Source organism: Hoeflea phototrophica DFL-43, from assembly GCF_000154705.2.
Lineage (GTDB): Bacteria > Pseudomonadota > Alphaproteobacteria > Rhizobiales > Rhizobiaceae > Hoeflea > Hoeflea phototrophica.
Map to the genome: position 1 here is coordinate 3,019,809 of NZ_CM002917.1, position 18,846 is coordinate 3,038,654.

Annotated in this window: 18 protein-coding genes; 7 read left to right on the top strand and 11 right to left on the bottom strand. The window is 60.1% G+C overall.

Annotation, left to right across the window (positions count from 1 at the left end; translation table 11 throughout):
* The first annotated feature begins 12 nt into the window (after positions 1-12).
* Together HPDFL43_RS14305 and HPDFL43_RS14310 are read left to right on the top strand one after the other, a co-directional pair.
* Positions 13-1,041, top strand: coding sequence for an AraC family transcriptional regulator (locus HPDFL43_RS14305; RefSeq protein ID WP_007198081.1), 1,029 nt, complete (start codon positions 13-15; stop codon positions 1,039-1,041).
* A 228-nt stretch (positions 1,042-1,269) separates the two neighbouring features.
* Positions 1,270-1,536: a LuxR C-terminal-related transcriptional regulator gene (locus HPDFL43_RS14310; RefSeq protein WP_156970284.1), complete on the top strand. Its 267-nt coding sequence runs from the start codon at positions 1,270-1,272 to the stop codon at positions 1,534-1,536.
* 287 nt (positions 1,537-1,823) lie between these two features.
* Here HPDFL43_RS14310 and HPDFL43_RS14315 read toward each other — a convergent pair whose 3' ends face one another.
* The gene (locus tag HPDFL43_RS14315; RefSeq protein ID WP_007198083.1) at positions 1,824-2,510 is read right to left on the bottom strand and encodes a D-lyxose/D-mannose family sugar isomerase; all 687 of its coding nucleotides are present in this window, start codon (positions 2,508-2,510) and stop codon (positions 1,824-1,826) included.
* A gap of 206 nt (positions 2,511-2,716) precedes the next feature.
* On the opposite strand from HPDFL43_RS14315, the gene HPDFL43_RS14320 reads away from it, so the two are divergent.
* On the top strand, positions 2,717-3,193 hold the full coding sequence (locus HPDFL43_RS14320) for a MarR family winged helix-turn-helix transcriptional regulator (protein ID WP_052093333.1): 477 nt from the start codon (positions 2,717-2,719) through the stop codon (positions 3,191-3,193).
* Positions 3,194-3,204: 11 nt separating this feature from the next.
* Here HPDFL43_RS14320 and gndA read toward each other — a convergent pair whose 3' ends face one another.
* From gndA to HPDFL43_RS14350, 6 genes are all read right to left on the bottom strand, one after another.
* Positions 3,205-4,617, bottom strand: coding sequence for an NADP-dependent phosphogluconate dehydrogenase (gene gndA / locus HPDFL43_RS14325; RefSeq protein WP_040450264.1), 1,413 nt, complete (start codon positions 4,615-4,617; stop codon positions 3,205-3,207).
* Positions 4,618-4,753: 136 nt separating this feature from the next.
* Entirely contained in the window at positions 4,754-4,912 is a 159-nt protein-coding gene (gene ccoS / locus HPDFL43_RS14330; protein WP_007198086.1) for a cbb3-type cytochrome oxidase assembly protein CcoS, read from the bottom strand.
* Positions 4,909-7,248 (bottom strand): cation-translocating P-type ATPase, encoded by a 2,340-nt coding sequence (locus HPDFL43_RS14335; RefSeq protein WP_007198087.1) that lies wholly within the window; start codon positions 7,246-7,248, stop codon positions 4,909-4,911. The genes ccoS and HPDFL43_RS14335 overlap by 4 nt, the downstream gene beginning before the upstream one ends.
* Positions 7,245-7,754: a FixH family protein gene (locus HPDFL43_RS14340; RefSeq protein WP_007198088.1), complete on the bottom strand. Its 510-nt coding sequence runs from the start codon at positions 7,752-7,754 to the stop codon at positions 7,245-7,247. Before HPDFL43_RS14340 ends, HPDFL43_RS14335 begins: the two co-directional genes overlap by 4 nt.
* A complete protein-coding gene (gene ccoG / locus HPDFL43_RS14345; protein ID WP_007198089.1) occupies positions 7,751-9,337 on the bottom strand; it encodes a cytochrome c oxidase accessory protein CcoG in 1,587 nt (528 codons plus the stop codon). The genes HPDFL43_RS14340 and ccoG overlap by 4 nt, the downstream gene beginning before the upstream one ends.
* A 93-nt stretch (positions 9,338-9,430) precedes the next feature.
* Complete coding sequence (locus HPDFL43_RS14350) at positions 9,431-10,528, bottom strand: HupE/UreJ family protein (protein ID WP_040450268.1); 1,098 nt, start codon at positions 10,526-10,528, stop codon at positions 9,431-9,433.
* Between the two features lie 88 nt (positions 10,529-10,616).
* Here HPDFL43_RS14350 and HPDFL43_RS14355 point away from each other — a divergent pair, with 88 nt between their 5' ends.
* Together HPDFL43_RS14355 and HPDFL43_RS14360 are read left to right on the top strand one after the other, a co-directional pair.
* The gene (locus HPDFL43_RS14355) at positions 10,617-11,432 is read left to right on the top strand and encodes a DUF4198 domain-containing protein (RefSeq protein WP_040449252.1); all 816 of its coding nucleotides are present in this window, start codon (positions 10,617-10,619) and stop codon (positions 11,430-11,432) included.
* A gap of 103 nt (positions 11,433-11,535) precedes the next feature.
* Positions 11,536-12,705, top strand: a complete 1,170-nt coding sequence (locus HPDFL43_RS14360) for an adenylate/guanylate cyclase domain-containing protein (protein WP_007198092.1) — start codon at positions 11,536-11,538, stop codon at positions 12,703-12,705.
* Positions 12,706-12,834: 129 nt separating this feature from the next.
* Here HPDFL43_RS14360 and ccoP read toward each other — a convergent pair whose 3' ends face one another.
* Genes ccoP through ccoN form a run of 4 tightly spaced genes read right to left on the bottom strand, consistent with a single transcriptional unit; the run spans position 12,835 to position 16,230 of the window.
* Positions 12,835-13,698: a cytochrome-c oxidase, cbb3-type subunit III gene (ccoP, locus tag HPDFL43_RS14365; RefSeq protein ID WP_007198093.1), complete on the bottom strand. Its 864-nt coding sequence runs from the start codon at positions 13,696-13,698 to the stop codon at positions 12,835-12,837.
* Between the two features lie 3 nt (positions 13,699-13,701).
* The gene (locus tag HPDFL43_RS14370; protein WP_007198094.1) at positions 13,702-13,854 is read right to left on the bottom strand and encodes a CcoQ/FixQ family Cbb3-type cytochrome c oxidase assembly chaperone; all 153 of its coding nucleotides are present in this window, start codon (positions 13,852-13,854) and stop codon (positions 13,702-13,704) included.
* 12 nt (positions 13,855-13,866) lie between these two features.
* Positions 13,867-14,598 carry a cytochrome-c oxidase, cbb3-type subunit II gene (gene ccoO / locus HPDFL43_RS14375; RefSeq protein ID WP_007198095.1) on the bottom strand — a complete coding sequence of 244 codons (732 nt, stop codon included), beginning with the start codon at positions 14,596-14,598 and terminating at the stop codon, positions 13,867-13,869.
* Between the two features lie 12 nt (positions 14,599-14,610).
* Positions 14,611-16,230, bottom strand: coding sequence for a cytochrome-c oxidase, cbb3-type subunit I (gene ccoN / locus HPDFL43_RS14380; protein ID WP_007198096.1), 1,620 nt, complete (start codon positions 16,228-16,230; stop codon positions 14,611-14,613).
* A gap of 240 nt (positions 16,231-16,470) precedes the next feature.
* Here ccoN and HPDFL43_RS14385 point away from each other — a divergent pair, with 240 nt between their 5' ends.
* Both HPDFL43_RS14385 and HPDFL43_RS14390 read left to right on the top strand, forming a co-directional pair.
* Entirely contained in the window at positions 16,471-16,980 is a 510-nt protein-coding gene (locus tag HPDFL43_RS14385; protein WP_007198097.1) for a hemerythrin domain-containing protein, read from the top strand.
* 313 nt (positions 16,981-17,293) lie between these two features.
* Complete coding sequence (locus HPDFL43_RS14390; RefSeq protein WP_040449253.1) at positions 17,294-18,826, top strand: replicative DNA helicase; 1,533 nt, start codon at positions 17,294-17,296, stop codon at positions 18,824-18,826.
* Positions 18,827-18,846 lie beyond the last annotated feature (20 nt).

Genomic DNA, 18,846 nt, shown 5'->3' on the forward strand with positions numbered 1-18,846 from the left:
GGGCGCCACCACATGACACTTCGGTTGGCAGACCGATATGAGGCAGCAGCGGGTTTGGCCTCCGCGATCAGCACTTATGCAGCAAGCCTGGGCATTGACGCTGACCCGATAGCGCGTGCCTCCGGTTTGGACCCAGACCGTTTTGATCAAATCGGCGAACGGGTCAAGCTCGACCGTCTTTGCCGATACATGGAAGCGCTTGCGCTCATCTCAGGCGATGACCTTTTCGGCCTCAAGTCGGCCAGCATGTTCACCAAGGGGGCATCAGGCACCTTCGGTTATGCACTGCTCAATGCCCCAACTCTCCGCGATGTCCTTGTGTTTCTTGGCCGCAACATGCGCAAGATCAGCAATCTGAAAATTTGCACTCTCGAGATCGGTGCCAAGGATGCCATTTTTGAATGGACCTACTCACCACTGATCATTCATCGCGATCAGTATGTTGACATGACACTGGCCCAAACCCTTGCCCATTTTGAGCCGTTCCTGGGGCAGGACATAAAAAGCTGCCGACTCGAACTGGAACGCAAGAAACCAGGAAACATCAATTTACACAAACAGTTACTTGGCCCCAAGACGAGGTTCGGAGCCACAATCAACCGGCTGATCATACCGGCCAGCTACCTGAGCAGGACCAACCCGAACGCCGACATACGGCTCCACAAAATCCTCGTTCAACAGATAGAGGCGATTCCCTTCTCCCCGGTCGACACGACAGACACAGTGACCTCTATCCGGCTGCATGTGATCGAAAGGCTCGCCTCAGGTATCCCCTCCTTGAAGGACGAAGCCGAGAGGCTGGGGATGAGTGCGCGAACACTCCAACGCAGGTTGACGGAAGCCGGAACATCCATGCAGGAAATCATAGACGACAGCCGCAAGGAAATGGCGCAAAACCTACTCACGGAAACCACGTTGAGCCTTTCGGAAATCAGTTTCCAGCTTGGTTTTTCCGCGCCCGCAGCGTTCACCCGGTCCGCAATCCGCTGGTTCGGCAAGACGCCGAGCGCCTATCGAAAACAGCCTTCAAGTCCGGATTGAACCCGGCAAACCAACCGTTTCACATAATTCAAACGATTAAATTGGCATGCTTCACTTATCGCGCAAAAATTGGCGCAATGGGTCAATGCGCATTTTGACCAACTGGTTCATAAGCCCCTCCAACTTGGTTAACGCAGCCGGCGATCAGGATCAATACGAGCCGAAGTCGGACTGAAGCATTCAGGTCAGCACCTGCATACCTTTGTTGATTTTCGAAAGGACCACGAGATGGATCTCGGCAATGATCGAGGGCTTATACCTATGACCCGAACAGAAATGAAATGTCTGCGCCTCTGCGCCATCGGATGGTCCGATCAAAAGATCGGACTTCATCTTGAGCTGACAGCAAGTGAGGTTGCTTCGGTTCTCTCGGTGGTGATGCTGAAACTGCGCGCGCCAAACCGGCTCGCTGGATTGGCGAAGGCTTCAAGACTTGGACTTTTGACCGACGAGCTGCGAGCCGGCCAGAACGGCGACACCCTCACCCACAAATAGGAGAGGGAGGCCTGGCACTCTTGGGTCAAAGTCCAAACCGCTTGTATAAGACAAACAGCAGTTTTCGGGAAACATGGCTATCCACCTCGGGGCGGGGGCGAACTGGATGCATGGATTCCCGACACGTCAGCCAGGGTGAGCGGCGGCACCCTGGCTGACATTGTTTTCCTTACAAACCGCGCTGCCTTTGCTGGGCCATCCACCGTCCTGTTATGGTATGGCCGCGCTGCGCTCGGCTATGATCTGCAAATCCGGTTGGCTTTCCGGTCCTATCGTCAGGAACGGCCTCAAAGCCAGTTGTCGTAATCCGACACCAGCAGGTGCCTGGGCGCGGTGTCCTCGATAATGCTGGAGAACCGGCCTATCGGTTCGCGGAAGACATTGTCGGTCAAATCATCATTGACGGTTGAGACTTCCCCGATAAGCAGATCGCCGCCCTCACCCCAGAACGCATGCCAAACCCCCGGCATCAGCGTGACGCTCTCGCCCGGATCGAGAGCAAGCCTTCCGCCAGCTTCGAACGTCCGGACAACGCCATCGGTGAGGACGGAAACCGTGGCATCGGGATCAACCGATCCGTCCACAGCGCTGGCGAACAGTTCGAGCACCAGTTTCCCGCCGCCGCGATTGATGATGTCTTCCGCCTTGATGTTGTGACGATGCATCGGCGAGAGCTGGTCTTGCCGCGAGATCATGATCTTCTCGGCATAGAGCATGCCCTGGCCCCGGGCCAGATCATCAGCCGATCCGTTGCGGACGGTGAACAGGAAAAGGCCCAGCTCATCAAACCGGCCCTGACCATAATCGGTGATGTCCCAGCCAAGCCGGTTGGCCAGGACAAGCGCGGCATCACCGGCCGTGCGGGTTCGCATTTCCTCAGGGCTCCAGTAGGCGAAGGGCGGAAGCACATAGCCAAATGAGCGGATAAACCGGTCGCTCTCTTCCAAAATCTCATTGATCTGTGTGCGTTCCATAAGCCTCTCCCAGCCATGACCAAGACAAGGCCGGATGTAACCGCTTGCACCACTTATGGCAATTGCGCTGTCTTGACTTTAGCGCTAAGCGGAAAGAAGTAACCGTTACATGCGCAACGATCTTGCAGCGCCGCGCGTCCGATGGGTTGCGCAAGAGACGCAGCAACATCATGAATGAATGCATGTTCGTTAAGGCAGGACAGACAATGACGCCACGACCCAATAACCAGGCGTACAACGCCAATGAGAACACACTGGCCCTTGAGAGTTTCCTGCCCTACCGGCTGGCGCGCGCCGCCGAAATGGTCAGCCGCCAATTCGCGGCCAATTACCGTCAGCGATACGGTTTGAGCCGGCCGGAATGGCGCACGCTCGCAACCATCGGCCAGTATGAACAGGTGACTGCCACCGAGATCTGCGCCCACTCTTCCATGCACAAGACCAAGGTCAGCCGCGCCATTCGCGCTTTGGAACAGCGAAACTGGATCAACCGGGAGCCTGACACCCAGGATCGCCGCATTGAACACATCAGCCTCACCCGCGAAGGCAGCCGCCATTATCGCGATCTGGTCCGGCTCGCCCGCGACTACGAGGTGCAGCTGCTGCAGACACTCGGCAGCTCCGGAGCAGGCAAACTCGAGGACGGCCTGACCGCCGTCGAAAGCCGGCTTTCCGGCTGGTAACAGACAAAGGCTCAGCCGCCCCAGGGGCCGTGCTGCTCTCCATCCGCATCAAATCTCTCAAACCCGTGCGAGCCGAAAAAGTCGCGCTGCGCCTGGATCAGGTTGGCCGTGCCGCGCGCGCGGCGATAGGTGTCGAAATAGCTGACCGCATTTGACAGCGCCGGCGCCGGAAGTCCGTTGATCACGGCATCGGAGACCACCCGGCGAAGCGGCCGGTCGGTGGCTTCAAGCATGGCGGAAAATGCCGGTGTCATCGCCAGATTGTCGACATCGGGCGTCTCGCTGAAGGCGGCGGCAATCTCGTCGAGAAACCGCGAGCGGATGATGCAGCCGGCGCGCCAGATCCTGGCAATCGTCGCCATCGGCAAGTTCCAATCAAATTCCTTCGACGCCGCCGCCATCACCGCGAACCCTTGCGCATAGGCTGCGATCTTGCCTGCAAGCAAAGCCTGCTCCAGATCATCAATGACCGCCTGCCCTTCACGCCGGTCGACGATTGCCGGCAGTCCGAAGCGATGCTCTGCTGCCGCCCGCTCGCCACGCATCGCAGACAGGCTGCGCGCCGCGACCGCCGCCTCGATTGCTGTCGCCGGCACGCCCATCATCTGGCTTTCGATCACCGACCAGCGGCCAGTGCCCTTCTGGCCCGCCGCATCCACAATCACGTCGACCAGCGGTTTCCCGGATGCCAGATCGTGGGTCTTGAGCACTTCGGCAGTGATATCGATGAGATAGGAATCAAGCGGCCCCGAGGCCCAGACCGAAAACACGCTGGCGATCGAGACTGCATCCATGTTGAGATGATCACGCATCACGCCATAGACCTCGGCGATCATCTGCATATCGGCATACTCGATGCCGTTATGGATGGTCTTGACGAAATGGCCGGCGCCATTGTCACCGAGCCAGGCTGCACACGGCTCGCCCTTGTACTTGGCCGATATCGCCGTCAGCACCGGTTCGATCCGCCGCCAGTCAGCCTCTGCACCGCCAACCATGATCGACGGCCCATGCCGCGCGCCCTCGGCGCCACCCGACACACCCATGCCTACGAAACCGGGCCCGTTGCCCTTGAGGTTTTCGAAACGCCGCATCGTGTCACGGAAATTGGCGTTTCCGGCATCGATGATGATGTCTGAGTCCTGCAGCAGCGGCTTGAGGGCTGCGATCTGCTCATCCACCGGATCACCGGCCTGAACCATGATGATGACCGGCCGGGGCGGTTTGATCGCGGCAACGAAATCTTCAAGCGTGGCAGTCGCGGTGATCCGGTCCGACAAGGGCCCTGCAGCAGCGGCAAAAGCTTCGGTGCGGGACTGCGTGCGATTGTAGACAGCAACGTGGTAGCCTTTGTCCGCGATATTGAGTGCAAGATTTGCACCCATCACACCCAATCCGATCAAACCTATGTCTGCCTGCGCCATGCCCGCTCCTGCTCTGCCCGATTCTTCGTATGCGACAGTTTTGACGCAAGCATTGGAATGCAGCAAGCGCAGTTGGGCATAGCAGCACAAAAACGCTGTTCATGTTTAACCGGAATGCAAGGGCAGTCTGTCTGGATCAATCCGTCTTGGGCTTGTCTTCGCCATCGTCAAGAACGCGCCAGGCAGCGCCATCCAGGTCCTCATACTGCCCGCTTTTCATCGACCACAAAAAGGCAGCCAGACCCAGAGCGCCGAGAAAGAGCGCGATCGGTATGAGGAAGATCAAGTTGTTCATACCGAAGCCCCAAGCCCAGAATGCTGGCCGGCGAGCCTGGAGGCGTCAGCACTGCTCCGGCCCTCATCCGGCCGGGCGAAAGCCTCCACCCGCGCCTTGCGTCTCAATCGCAGTGAGTTGAGCACCACAATCACCGAGGAGGAGGACATCGCCAGCGCCGCAATCAGCGGTGTCGCATGGCCAAGAACCGCTGCCGGCACGGCAATGCAATTGTAGAGAATCGCCAGGGCAAAGTTCTGCCTGATCAACTGCCCAGCCTTGCGCGACACTTCAATGGCCAGCGGCACCGCTTCGAGAGAATCGTGCAGGAACACGAAATCCGCAGCCATCCGCCCGACATCGGCGGCACTTGCCGGCGCCATGGAAACATGTGCGGCCGAAAGCGCCGGGGCGTCATTGAGCCCGTCCCCGACCATCAGCGGCTTGCCTCCGGCCGCTGCCAGAGCCTTGACCCTGTCGACCTTGCCACGCGGCCTCACACCGGCGACAAAATCCTCAACCCCGAGATCGCGCGCCAGGGCACTGACCGGTGCTTCGCGGTCGCCTGACAAAATCTCTGCATCAATTCCAAGAGCCGAAAGCCGCGCCACGGCCTGGGTCGCGCCCCGCCGCAGCTGATCTGAGAACAGGAACACATCGAGGAACCGGCCATTTTTCGACAGGATCACCTGGCTCGCAGCCTCGGCCTGATCCGGTAAGTCTCCATCGCCATCCAGTGCGAAACCGGCGCGGCCAAGCCGGTAGACATCACCGTCCGGTGTGGACGCCGCAATGCCCTCGCCGGGCGTTTCGGTGATGCTGAAGTCCGGCAATTCCGTGTCAGGCGCGTCATGTGCAGCCAGCGTCTGGCTGAGCGGATGCCTTGAGGCCGATGCGATCCGTGCGGCCAGTGCCAGATGGTTCTCATTGACAGCGGCGGCATTGATCAGCTGCGGCCGGCCCTGGGTCAGGGTTCCGGTCTTGTCGAACACCACACGGTCGGTCTCGGCCAGACGCTCCATGGCGGAACCGTCCTTGACCATGATGCCGTTTTCGAAAAGCCGGCCAGCGGCGACAACCTGAACCACGGGCACGGCAAGTCCGAGCGCGCAGGGACAGGTGATGATCAATACGGCCACCGAAGTCATCATCGCAACACGCCAGTCGCCCGAAACCACCATCCAGCCGACAAAGGTTCCAAGCGCCAGCAAATGCACCACAGGCGCGTAGATCGACGAGGCCCGGTCGGCAAGACGGCGATAGCCTGCACGCCCGCTTTCGGCCGCCTCCATCATCGACACCATCTCTGCAAGGAACGAATTGCTGGCGCTGCGGGTGGCTTCGAGAACCAGCCCGCCGGTCAGATTGAGGGTTCCGGCCGGCGTCAGCGATCCGGCCTCGACAAGCTGCGGCGCGCTTTCGCCGTTGACCACGGCAAAATCCATGTCCGAACGGCCCGAGATCACGCGGCCATCCACCGGGATTCGGTCGCCTGGTGCGATTGCCAGATGCATGCCCGGTTCGATCTCATCCAGCGCAAGATACTCACGGCTGCCGTCAGGCCTGATCACCATCGCCCCGCGCGGCGACAACCGCACCAGATTGCGAACCGCAGACCGCGCCCGCTCGCGCATCATGTGATCGAGGGTCCGGCCGGCCAGCAGGAAGAACAGAAGCGTGACCGAGGCATCGAAATAGGCATGCTCGCCATGGGTGATGGTCTCATGCAGCGAAATCGCATAGGCAAGCAGGACTCCCAGAGTGATTGGCACATCCATATTGGCGCGACCATGCTTGAGCGCGCCCCAGGCAGAGCGGAAGAAGATACGTCCCGAATAGGCCAGCGCAGGTGCTGCGATCATCGCCGAGATCCAGTGAAACAGATCCCGTGTCGCAGCTTCCGCCCCGGACCAGACCGAGACAGACAAAAGCATCACGTTCATCGAGGCAAAGCCCGCGACTGCCAAGGCCTTGAGCAACTCGCGAAAGGCCGGATCCCCGGCCTCGTCAGCCCCTCCGGGCAGATGCGCGGGATACCCCAGCGCCGTAAAGCGCTCGCCAAGCGCGCTAAGCACCGCCTCGGCCTCACCGCCGCCCTTGGGGTCTTCGAACACCACCGACACCCGCCGGGTCGAAAGGTTGACCCTTGCATGGTCGACACCGCTGGTCTTGGGCAGCTCTTTTTCCAAAAGGGCGATGCAGGCGCCGCAGTGAACCCCGGGCACGATCAGATCGACCTGACGCATTCCGTTGCCGAGCGCGCGGCTCGACAGCCACATTTCCTCAGCCGACGGACCGTCGGATTTCAGCGCCTCAAGTTCCGCAGCGCTTTCTGTTCCCGCCGCGCAGCAGCTCATGGGCGCATGCCCCCATCCGCGCCGACATGGAACCGACGTCCCTTCTTGTAGATGATCTCGCCACCGCGGAGCGCGGTCACATGGGCGATCCATTCACCCTCGGCCAACGCACCCTCAGCGGTGAACTTGCCCGGCCCATCGGCCAGAAACACCAGTTCGCGGTCATCCTCCGTGCCGACCGGACGCCGCAGCGACGCACTCACACTGTCAGCCACCGCAGGCAAGCCGTTGCTGTCGGTCAGCAGGATCGAAACACCATCGGAACCGGGATCAAATGCAACATCGAACCCCTTGGCCGCAATCGCACGGGATTGCGCCGCCTGGGTGTTGAATTGCTGGCTTGCAACATAGGTGTTGGGAACCACCAGCCCGCTCCAGGTGGTCACCGCGAACCGGGCCATGATCATGTTGACCGTGAAGATGACAGCGAAGAACGCCACCATGGAAAACAGCATGTGCTTGCCGGTGAATTCCTTGGGCTGGAAGATCGAGCGGATCAGGGTCATTGGTTCATCTCCGGTGCATGGAAGTTGGCGATATAGACGTCCCGTTCGTCGCTGGCAGTCTCTTCAACGATAAAACGGAAGCTGGCATTGGTTGATGTGATGAACTCCTTGGGCTGGAGCACATGCACCTTGAGTTCGCGCAGCCTGTCCGGCTCGACCGGGATCGCGAACGAGACACCGGGCGCTTCATCAATGCCGATAACATGCATGGTAGCGCCTGGAAGGCCGTCAAGCGACAGCTCGATCACCCGCGGTTCGGCAATCATGTTGAGAATCTTGATCGAATAACCGTTGCGAATGTCGCCATTGGATTCCATCACGAATTGTGGATTGCGGTCATGCAGCACATTGACCTCGAGACGATCCCGCGACAGCAGCGCGACCAGCAGCCCGACACCGACCGCTGACCACACACCCATATAGAGCAGCGAGCGCGGGCGGAAGATGATGCGCCAGTCGAAATGCTTGACCTTGTCAATGAAACCGCCATCCGCGGTTCGAACGCGGGACGGATCGAGCCCGCCGGTTTCAGGGCTCTGCGCAAGCGCCATATTGTCGGCATAATCGGCCAGGGTCGCATAGGAGATCAGGCCACGCGACCGGTCGAGCTTGTCCATGATTGCGTCACAGGCATCGATACAAAGCGCGCAGGTGATGCACTCGAGCTGTTGGCCGTCACGAATGTCGATGCCCATGGGACAGACGGCCACACAGGCATTGCAATCGACGCAATCGCCCTGCACCAACCCCTCCGCGGCGGCCTTCTTGGCATGCCGGCCGCGCGGCTCGCCCCGCCAGTCATTGTAGGTGACGACCAAAGAGTTCTCGTCGAGCATTGCCGCCTGAATCCGCGGCCAGGGGCACATATAGATGCAGACCTGCTCGCGCATCAGCCCGCCGAAAGTGTAGGTTGTCGCGGTCAGGATCGCCACGGTGATGTAGGCCACCGGCGCGGCATTGCCTTCGATGAAACTCATCAACAGCGTCGGAGCATCGGCAAAATAGAAGATCCATGCACCACCGGTGGCGACGCCGATCATGATCCAGATTGCGTGCTTGAGCACCCGCTTGCCCAGCTTGGATGCGCTCCAGGGCGCCATGTCGAGCTTCATACGCTGGTTTCGGTCTCCCTCGATGGCGCGCTCAACCACCAGAAACAAATCAACCCACACGGTTTGCGGACAGGTGTAGCCGCACCAGGCCCGGCCCACCGCCGAGGTGATCAGGAACAACCCGAAACCCGCCATCACCAGAAGGCCGGCGACAAAGAAGAATTCCTGCGGCCAGATCTCGATGAAAAAGAAATAGAACCGCCGGTTGGCAATATCGAGCAGCACCGCCTGATCCGGCGCATAGGGCCCGCGGTCCCACCTGATCCAGGGGGTGATGTAGTAGATGCCAAGCGTGACCAGCATCACCAGCCACTTGAACCGCCGATAGGTGCCCTCTGCGCGCTTGGGGAAGATCTTCTTGCGCGCTTCATAAAGCGGCTTGCGCTTCCAGGCGGCATTGACCGCCTCGGCTTCAAGTCTCTCGATGTCGTCAGGGTCTTGCGACGGGTCGGGGGCAGTACGCGTGTTCATTGGGGCACCATTGGTTTGGTGCGCACCATGCTCCTACGCCCTGCCCGCCGCCTTGATCAAGATCAAGCGGCATTACACAGATATGTGACCCGTTCAGGCAACAAGACCCGTGCGCTCGACAACCCACCAGAGCGCAATCACACCGATGGCCAGCGACATCGGCATGGTCACGCGCGTGCGGTACCAAGACCTGTCGGAAAACCAGGCGCCAAACAGCGCATAACAGGCCGCGACCACCGCCAGCTGCCCGACTTCCACACCGATATTGAACCCGATGAGACCACTGGCGAAATGCGCCGGCGACAGCCCGAATTCGGTCAGCACCCCGGCAAAGCCCAGACCATGCAGCAGACCGAAGGCAAACACCACGTAGGGCCGCCAGCGGCTGAGCCTGTCGGTGCCGAGATTTTCAACGGCGATGAACAGGATCGAGGCGGCAATCAGCGGTTCGACAATCGAGGCAGGCAGACTGATCACGCCCAGCATCGCCATCGCCAGCGTGACCGAGTGGGCCACGGTAAAGGCGGTGATCTGGATCAAGAGCGGCTTGAGCCGTGGCGACAGCAGGAACAGCCCGACGACAAACAGGATATGATCGAGCCCCTTGGGAACGATATGGGTAAAGCCGATGCCGATGTAATCGAGGAACACCTGCCCCGCGCTCATGCTCAGGCCACCCTCCACCGGGATCGGCGCACTGGGACTGCCATCCCCGAGATAGGCCGAATAGCTGTGGCCGCCCTGATTATCGGGCACACGAATGACACTTGGGCCAAAGGCCGGATCGAAGGAGAAGGCAACCTCGCGCGCACCCGGCGGCAGGCTGCCGGTCAACACCAGACGGCTCAACCGGGCAAAATCCGTGTCGCCGACTGGATCAAGCTCAATGGACGTCACGTCAAGCGCAATCCGCTGTTCGCCCGTCGTCAGCCTGATGCCATCGAGAAAACGCTCCTTTGACCTTTCAAACTCGGCCGCCAGCGCCGTCTCATCCAGGAGCCGCAGATCATCATAGACCGCCGCATTGGGGCTCTCATCCGTGTCGGCATGCCCGGCGCCGACTTCCGCAATCGCGGCTTCAAGGATCAGCGACATACCGAGCCGCACGGTGCCATCGCCCGCAAAAACCAGATCGACAATCGCAGGCCGGATCTCATGCGCACGCGCTGCGCCGGGGCCCGCGGCAAGCATGGCAACCGCAATCATAATCAAGGCAAGGACTTGATTTATCTTTTTAAGGAACAGATGCATCATCAAGACCACATTGGAGACATGGAAAATGGCAGGACCCTTGGGGCGCACAGCAATTTCAGCATTAATTGTCGCGATGATGGCGGCGAGTCCAGCCCTGAGCCACGAATTCTGGATCGAACCGGAAGACTATTCAATCGCGCAAGGCGACCGGATCCGCGCCGACATCAAGGTCGGGCAGGATTTCAAGGGCGATATTTTTCCCTACATCGCCTCCCGCTTCGTCGCCTTCCAGCGCCATGACAAGCTCGGCGTCAGCGATGTCGAAGGCACGGCGGGCGACCTGCCTGCCCTCTCCCAGACACCGCGCATTGAAGGGCTGACGCTGTTCACCTATCACTCAAACGAAAACCGGATAACTTTTGTCGACTGGGAGAAATTCACCAGCTATCTCGCCTATGAAGGCCTGAACGCCGTTGCCGCCCGCCACGATGCCCGTGGCCTGCCACGCGACAGAATCCGCGAGATCTACATCCGCTGCGCCAAGACCCTGGTCAATGTCGGACCAGACGTGACCGGCCAGGACCGCGCCACAGGCCTGCCGCTCGAACTGGTGGCCGAACAGAACCCCGGCACGCTCACCCCGGGCGAAGACATGCGCTTCCGCCTGCTCTGGCAAGGCGCACCGCAGCCCGACACCCAGGTCGCGTTGTTCGCCAAGGGCAGCGAAGGCGCCGAGGCAGCCCGAACCCTCACCCGCACCGACGCTGACGGCTATGCCAGCTTCACGGTTCCCACCGGGGGAGCCTATCTGGTCTCAGCCGTCCACATGATCGAACCGGCAGCGGACAGCAAAACCGACTGGCAGAGTTATTGGGCGTCGCTGACCTTTGGGGTGGAGTAGCGATGCTGCACAGTTCAGCCGGGAACATGCACGGAATTCCCATCGCGCAGCGGATCGGCATCGGGCCATACCACTCCCGCATGAAAGGACAGCGTCCATCGGCATGACCGACATAGATGAAATCAACCGCTGGATGATGTCCGAAGGCCGCGAGCTTGGAGATGGCGCCCAGATCGTCGAGAGCTATGTATCCCGCTTGAAGGCAGCAGGCGTACCAATCGCCCGCGCCAATATTGCCCAGCGCTTTGCCAATCCGTTGCTGGTGGCCTGGGGGGTGATCTGGACACCGGAAGGCTCAACCGAATACGACGTGACCCACGCCACCCTGGACACGATCTCCTATATCGGCAGCCCGTTCGAATATGTCCTTACCAACGACAGGCCACTGCACAAGAGCCTCGTGAACCTGGACCGTGACAGCGAGCATATCTCCTATCTCGAACTCGCCGACGGCGGCGGGACGGACATCTTTGCCAACGTGCTGAAGTATGGCGACGGGTCACGGCATGGCTGTACCTATGTCACCAACGTGCCGGAAGGTTTCACGCAGGCCCAGATCGACATCATTCACGCAACGAGGTTCGGCCTGTCAGCCGCGATAGAACCCGTCACCATGCGGCGCTCCACCGAAAGCCTGTTGCGGACCTATATCGGCAATGATCCGGCCTCGGCGGTGTCGAACGGGACCATTCGAAGGGGCGGACACCAGGTGCTTGAGGCGGTTGTCATGTTCACGGATTTGCGCGGCTTTACCTCGAAGTCGGAACAGTGGAGCGAGCAGAGACTGCTCAACGCACTCAACGGCTATTTCGATGTGGTGGTTCAGGCCGTCGAAGAGAACGGCGGCGATGTCCTGAAATTCATGGGAGACGGGGTTCTTTCAATCTTCAAGGTCGAGGACGCAACGGCGCCCGACAATCAATGCAAAATGGCGATAGAGGCGGCGCGCGCGGCAATAAGGGGGCTGCGTGAGCTCAATGAACGGCGGGCAACGGAAAATGAAGACAGCTTGTCGATGGGCATCGGCATCAATGTCGGTCCGGTCACCTACGGCAATATCGGCAGTCCGGGCCGGCTCGATTTCACCGTTCTCGGCTCAGCCGTGAACGTTGCGAGCAGGGTCCAGGACCTGTGCAAGACACTGGAGAAGCCGGTTCTGGCGACCAAACAGGTTGCCCAACATGCCATCACAGCATTCACCAGCCAGGGACACCATTCCATTCGCGGGGTCGATGCACCAATCGAGGTGTTCGCACTGAACCAATCGCCCTGACCAGACACCATCCATCCACGGCACTTCCGTGCCGCAAACAAAAGACCCCGCCGGACAGCCATCCGGCGGGGTCTTGTCGTTTCATTGGGGCGAGGCCCCGGGTCCGGCCCCGGTCCGGGCCAGAGGCGGCTACTGCCCGCCGCCCAGCGTGTGCACGTAGACAGCCAGCTGCTTGATCGTCGGTTCGCCCAGGCGTCCCACCCAGGATGGCATCACGCCATGCTTGGGATTGCGGATCTGGGAGGCAATCTGCGCCTCGGTCGAGCCTTTGAGCCAGATGCCGTCCGACAGCCGCGGCGCGCCGAAATCAGCCAGGCCCTCGGCATTGTCGCCGTGACAGGCGGCACAGTTCTCTACATAGACCTCGCGGCCTGCGTCAACCAGGGAGGGATCCGACGGCGTGCCGCTCAGGCTGACCACATAGGATGTGACCTCACTGATCTGCTCGGCTTCGAGAATGTCGCCAAAGGCCGGCATTTCCGAAAACCGTGTATCGGGGTCCTCATCATACCGGATGCCATGGGCAATGGTGAGATAGATCTGGTCGATGGTGCCGCCCCAGACCCAGTCGTCATCATTGAGGTTGGGATAGCCGGCAGAGCCCGCAGCTCCCGAACCGTGGCACTGGGCGCAATTGACCTTGAAGGCCGAAGAGCCGCCGGCGATGGCGAACTGCAGCAGTTCCTGATCGCTGGCAATTTCCTCGACCGGAGTCGCGGCAATCTTTTCGAGCAGCACACCCTGTGCGGCCTTGGCATCAGCCAGTTCCGCCACCACATCGGCCCGGCTCGAATAGCCCAGATACCCCTTGGTCGCTCCGTTGATCAACGGAATGGCCGGATACAGGAACATATAGCCGATGGCCCAGATGATGGTCAGGTAGAACGTCCAGAGCCACCAGCGCGGCAAGGGATTGTTCAACTCCCGGATCCCATCCCATTCATGGCCAGTCGTCTCAACGCCCGACACGTCGTCAATGTGTTTTCCGGACATGTCTCAGTCCTCCTTCAATGGGATTTGCGCCGCCCGTTCAGCGGCGGCCTTGGCGCCTGGGCGGAAGAGGAAGAGGACCACGCCGACAAACACGACAAACAGGAAGACAAGCCCCCAGCTGTCGGCGAATTGGCGCATTGCTGTGTAGGTTTCCATCTCGTGTTCTCCTTAGCGGTAGCCGGCGGCTTCGTCATAGGTCGAGAAGTCGACCAATGTGCCCAGCATCTGAAGATAGGCGACAAGCGCATCCATCTCGGTCAGTGTCGCCGGATCTCCGTCGAAATCACCAAGCTTGGCCTTGGGGTAGCGCTCCTCGATCCCCGACCAATCCGCATCGGCGTCAGCCTGCGCCAGCAGGTCGGCCTCGGCGTTTTCGATCATCTCCTCGGTGTAAGGCACACCAACGAGCGCGTTCGACTTGAGGTCGACGGTGATATTGGCCAACTTCAAGGGGGTGTTCGCCAGGAACGAATAGCTTGGCATGATCGATTCCGGCACCACCGAGCGGGGCTCGATGAGATGCTGGACATGCCATTCGTTGGAGTAGCGGTCGCCGACGCGGGCGAGGTCAGGCCCCGTCCGCTTCGAGCCCCACTGGAACGGATGATCATACATCGATTCCGCAGCCAGGCTGTAATGGCCGTAGCGCTCGACCTCGTCGCGGAAGGGGCGGATCATCTGGCTGTGGCACACATAGCACCCTTCGCGGATGTAGATGTTGCGACCGGCGAGTTCGAGCGGTGCGTAGGGCCGCATGCCTTCGACTTTCTCGATGGTGTTCTCGAGATAGAAGAGCGGTGCGATCTCGACGATACCGCCGATGCTGACGACCACAAGGGAGCCAACCAGAAGCAACGACGCATTGCGCTCGATGATGCCGTGTTTATCCATTAGTGACATGGTGTTGTCTCCTTACTCAGCCGGCTGCAGGACGGGTTCGCTGCCCGGAATCGGGACCTCGTCGCGCTCATGTCCAAGGATGGTCATCAGCACGTTCCAGCCCATGATCAGTGCACCGGCGAGATACATCAGGCCACCGATCGAGCGCAGCACGTAATAGGGGTGCATGGCTGCCACCGATTCAGCGAAGGAATAGACCAGGAAGCCCTGATCATTGTATTCGCGCCACATCAGGCCCTGCTGAATGCCGGCGACCCACAGAACCGCCGCGTAGACAACGATGCCGAGCGTGGCCAGCCAGAAGTGCCAGTTGACCAGGCGCAGCGAGTAGAGCCGCGGGCGACCCCACAGTTTCGGCACCAGGTAGTAGATCGCGCCGAACGAGATCATGCCGACCCAGCCCAGAGCGCCGGAGTGGACATGACCGATGGTCCAGTCGGTGTAGTGGCTCAGTGAATTGACCGCCTTGATCGACATCATCGGACCTTCGAAGGTTGACATGCCGTAGAAGGCCACCGCAATCACCATCATGCGGATGATCGGATCGGTGCGGATCTTGTCCCATGCGCCCGAGAGCGTCATCAGGCCGTTGATCATGCCGCCCCATGAAGGCATCCACAGCATGATAGAGAAGACCATACCAAGTGTCTGCGCCCAGTCCGGCAGAGCCGTGTAGTGCAGATGGTGCGGACCGGCCCAGATATAGAGGAAGATCAGCGCCCAGAAGTGGATGATCGACAGCCGGTAGGAATAGACCGGACGGCCGGCCTGCTTGGGAATGAAGTAGTACATCATGCCCAGGAAGCCCGCAGTCAGGAAGAAGCCGACGGCATTGTGGCCGTACCACCATTGTGTGAGTGCATCCTGCACGCCCGCAAAGGCCGAATAACTCTTGACCCCGAGGAACGACACCGGAATGGCCAGATTGTTGACGATGTGCAGCATCGCGATGGTGACGATGAAGGCGAGATAGAACCAGTTCGCCACATAGATATGCGGCTCCTTGCGCTTCACGATCGTGCCCAGGAAGGTGATCAGATAGGCCACCCATACGACGGTCAGCCAAAGGTCCACATACCATTCGGGCTCGGCATATTCGCGGCCCTGGGTGATCCCCAGAAGATAGCCGGTCGCGGCCATCACGATGAACAGCTGATAGCCCCAGAACACGAACCAGGCCAGATCGCCGCCGAACAGCCGCGCACGGGAGGTGCGCTGGACAACATAGAATGACGTGGCCAGCAGCGCGTTTCCGCCAAAGGCGAAAATCACCGCCGATGTGTGCAGTGGACGGGTCCGGCCGAAATTGAACCAGGGTTCGATGTTGAGATCCGGATAGGCGAGCTGAAAGGCGACAACGACGCCCACCAGAAAGCCGACAATACCCCAGAAGGTGGTGGCAATGATGCCGTAACGGACAACCTCGTCGAAGTAGCCGGATTTGTCATCGGCCGTTTCGCCCGAGGCGGGTGAGAATTGGATTCGCCGCAGCAACAGCACTGTGCTCACCAGAAGGACGAAGAACAAGACCCACATATGGGCCGCGAACAGATCGTCCTTGGCGAAAGCCACGCCGAGCAATGCCAGAAAGGCACCTATGCCCACGGCGATTGTTTCGAAAGCGTATTTCATGGTTGGTATCCCCCAGGGGTATTAGACAAACCGGGATGGACCGCGCCGCACCTGTCCCCTTCAGACAAGCCGCCCGGATCCACCAGGCTGCGGCACAAATCGCAGAGCTTGGCCGCCGCCGCCTTGATCCAAGTCAAGGACGCTGTCTGATCCCGACCTTAGTCTTGGATGCAGAGGGAAGAACAATGAGCACAAGTGTGCCTTCCGGAAGGTACGCTTCACCACTGGGATGATCGGCTGATGACCAATGAGGCAACAATTCGGCTGGCGCATGGGGAAAACCCGATCGCCGCCCTGCGAAAGGCGCACAAGGAGCAATTGCTGCTGTGCGACAGGCTTGAAGAGATCGCCGATTCCCTTCCCGACAGCGTCAACCGGCAAAAATGCATCTATGCCGCGCGCGCACTTGGCCCGATGATACGCGGTGTTCACCGTTTCGAGGAAAGCGTCATCTTTCCGATGATATCCAAACGGCTGTGCGGGCTCGAGGACATCGAGACAACACTGACCCGGCTCCGGTTTGAGCATTGCGAAGATGAGTGCTTTGCCGAAGAGCTGACCGAGGCCCTGCACGCGCTGGGCACCGGCAGGGAAGAGATCAATATCGAGGCGACCGGATATATGCTGCGCGGTTTTTTCGAAGCCATGCGCCGCCACATCGCGTTTGAAAGCGAGCATCTGTTGCGCGAGGCCGCCTTTGAGGACGATCCCGAAGCCGCCGGCATTCATGGGTCGCACGCCCACCACTAAGGCCCGGCCCCGTCCGTTCCATACAATCACCGTCCGTTCGATATGATACCGGCGCCATTGGCGTCCGGCGAGCCCACTCGCGATATCGTGGCAACTCTCCTACAATAGTCTCCTGCATCGCCGATTCGATCCTGCCCGCTGAGTCAATGTCTCAAGGTGCGATTTCGCTGGTTTGAATTTGCCGTCCTGTGGACAATGTGAACAACGTGCACAGCCGGACTTTTTTGCCTGTGTCCTAGGACTCAGGGAACAACGCCGGTTAAACCGGTCGCAGGATCAATCGGGGCCGGTTGCGCGAAGGACGAAACTGAAAATGAATGACGCCGCACGAAAGATAGAGACGATTCCGGCCCGGGCGGAGAAAAGCCCGCTGTTTCGCGAGGCGCCGTCCAACATCGAGGCCGAACAGGCGCTTCTGGGTGCGATACTGGTCAACAATGACGCCTTCTATCGCGTCTCGGACTTTCTCAAGCCCGAACATTTCCAGGAACCCCTGCACCGCAAGATCTATGATGTTGGCGGCGACATCATCCGCATGGGCAAGACCGCCAACCCGGTGACGATCAAGACCTTCCTGCCCGCCGATTCCAAGGTTGGCGACATGACCGTGGCGCAATATCTCGCCCGCCTTGCCACCGAAGCCGTGACCATCATCAATGCAGAGGACTATGGCCGCGCCATCTATGATCTGGCCCAGCGCCGCGCGCTGATCTCGATTGGCGAGGACATGGTCAACATCGCTTTTGACGCGCCGCTCGACATGCCGCCCAGCACCCAGATCGAGGATGCCGAGCGGCGGCTCTTCGAACTGGCCGAGACCGGCCGCTACGATGGCGGCTTCCAGTCTTTCAACGATGCGGTCTCCCTGGCCATCGACATGGCCGGTGCCGCCTATCAGCGCGATGGCGGCCTGTCGGGCATTTCCACGGGCATTTCCTCGCTCGATGCGCGTATGGGCGGCTTGCAGCATTCCGACTTGATCGTGCTTGCCGGACGTCCGGGCATGGGCAAGACCTCGCTTGCCACCAACATCGCCTTCAACATCGCCCAAGCCTATGAAGGCGAAGTCCAGGCAGATGGCTCGATGAAGGCCAAGAACGGCGGCGTTGTCGGCTTCTACTCACTCGAAATGTCGTCCGAACAGCTCGCCACCCGTATCCATCTCCGAGCAGACCGAGATCTCCTCGTCCAGATCCGCCGCGGCGAGATCAACGAAGCCGATTTCGAAAAGCTGGTCGGCTGCTCGCAGATGATGCAGAAGATCCCGCTGTTCATCGACCAGACCGGTGGTATTTCGATCGCCCAGCTCTCGGCGCGCGCCCGGCGTCTCAAGCGCCAGCGCGGGCTGGATGTGCTGGTGATCGACTATATTCAGCTGATGACCGGCTCGGGCAAATCCAGCGACAACCGGGTGCAGGAAATCACCCAGATCACCACCGGCCTGAAGGCGCTGGGCAAGGAACTCAATGTTCCCATCATCGCGCTCTCACAGCTCTCGCGTCAGGTGGAAAGCCGCGAGGACAAGCGGCCACAGCTCTCCGACCTTCGTGAATCGGGCTCGATCGAGCAGGACGCCGACGTGGTGCTGTTCGTGTATCGCGAGGAATACTACGTCAAGAACGGTGAGCCGCGCCGCACGGCGGAAGAAATCACCGCTGACATCAAGACGCCGGAATATCTCGCCTGGGAAGAGAAGATGCTCAAGGTCAAGGGCACCGCCGACGTCATCATCGCCAAGCAGCGTCACGGCCCCACCGGCACAGTGCAGCTGGGCTTCCAGGCGGAATTCACCCGCTTTGCGGATCTTGCCGATTCGTCCTACGCCCAATTTATCCATGATGAGTAGGTCTGGCTGAGTGTCGCCGT

Bases quoted from the DNA above. Each gene is read 5' to 3' on its own strand.
- HPDFL43_RS14305 (WP_007198081.1), top strand. From the start codon at position 13: ATGACACTTCGGTTGGCAGACCGATATGAGGCAGCAGCGGGTTTGGCC.
- HPDFL43_RS14310 (WP_156970284.1), top strand. From the start codon at position 1,270: ATGGATCTCGGCAATGATCGAGGGCTTATACCTATGACCCGAACAGAA.
- HPDFL43_RS14315 (WP_007198083.1), bottom strand. From the start codon at position 2,510: ATGGAACGCACACAGATCAATGAGATTTTGGAAGAGAGCGACCGGTTT.
- HPDFL43_RS14320 (WP_052093333.1), top strand. From the start codon at position 2,717: ATGACGCCACGACCCAATAACCAGGCGTACAACGCCAATGAGAACACA.
- gndA (WP_040450264.1), bottom strand. From the start codon at position 4,617: ATGGCGCAGGCAGACATAGGTTTGATCGGATTGGGTGTGATGGGTGCA.
- ccoS (WP_007198086.1), bottom strand. From the start codon at position 4,912: ATGAACAACTTGATCTTCCTCATACCGATCGCGCTCTTTCTCGGCGCT.
- HPDFL43_RS14335 (WP_007198087.1), bottom strand. From the start codon at position 7,248: ATGAGCTGCTGCGCGGCGGGAACAGAAAGCGCTGCGGAACTTGAGGCG.
- HPDFL43_RS14340 (WP_007198088.1), bottom strand. From the start codon at position 7,754: ATGACCCTGATCCGCTCGATCTTCCAGCCCAAGGAATTCACCGGCAAG.
- ccoG (WP_007198089.1), bottom strand. From the start codon at position 9,337: ATGAACACGCGTACTGCCCCCGACCCGTCGCAAGACCCTGACGACATC.
- HPDFL43_RS14350 (WP_040450268.1), bottom strand. From the start codon at position 10,528: ATGCTTGCCGCGGGCCCCGGCGCAGCGCGTGCGCATGAGATCCGGCCT.
- HPDFL43_RS14355 (WP_040449252.1), top strand. From the start codon at position 10,617: ATGGCAGGACCCTTGGGGCGCACAGCAATTTCAGCATTAATTGTCGCG.
- HPDFL43_RS14360 (WP_007198092.1), top strand. From the start codon at position 11,536: ATGACCGACATAGATGAAATCAACCGCTGGATGATGTCCGAAGGCCGC.
- ccoP (WP_007198093.1), bottom strand. From the start codon at position 13,698: ATGTCCGGAAAACACATTGACGACGTGTCGGGCGTTGAGACGACTGGC.
- HPDFL43_RS14370 (WP_007198094.1), bottom strand. From the start codon at position 13,854: ATGGAAACCTACACAGCAATGCGCCAATTCGCCGACAGCTGGGGGCTT.
- ccoO (WP_007198095.1), bottom strand. From the start codon at position 14,598: ATGTCACTAATGGATAAACACGGCATCATCGAGCGCAATGCGTCGTTG.
- ccoN (WP_007198096.1), bottom strand. From the start codon at position 16,230: ATGAAATACGCTTTCGAAACAATCGCCGTGGGCATAGGTGCCTTTCTG.
- HPDFL43_RS14385 (WP_007198097.1), top strand. From the start codon at position 16,471: ATGACCAATGAGGCAACAATTCGGCTGGCGCATGGGGAAAACCCGATC.
- HPDFL43_RS14390 (WP_040449253.1), top strand. From the start codon at position 17,294: ATGAATGACGCCGCACGAAAGATAGAGACGATTCCGGCCCGGGCGGAG.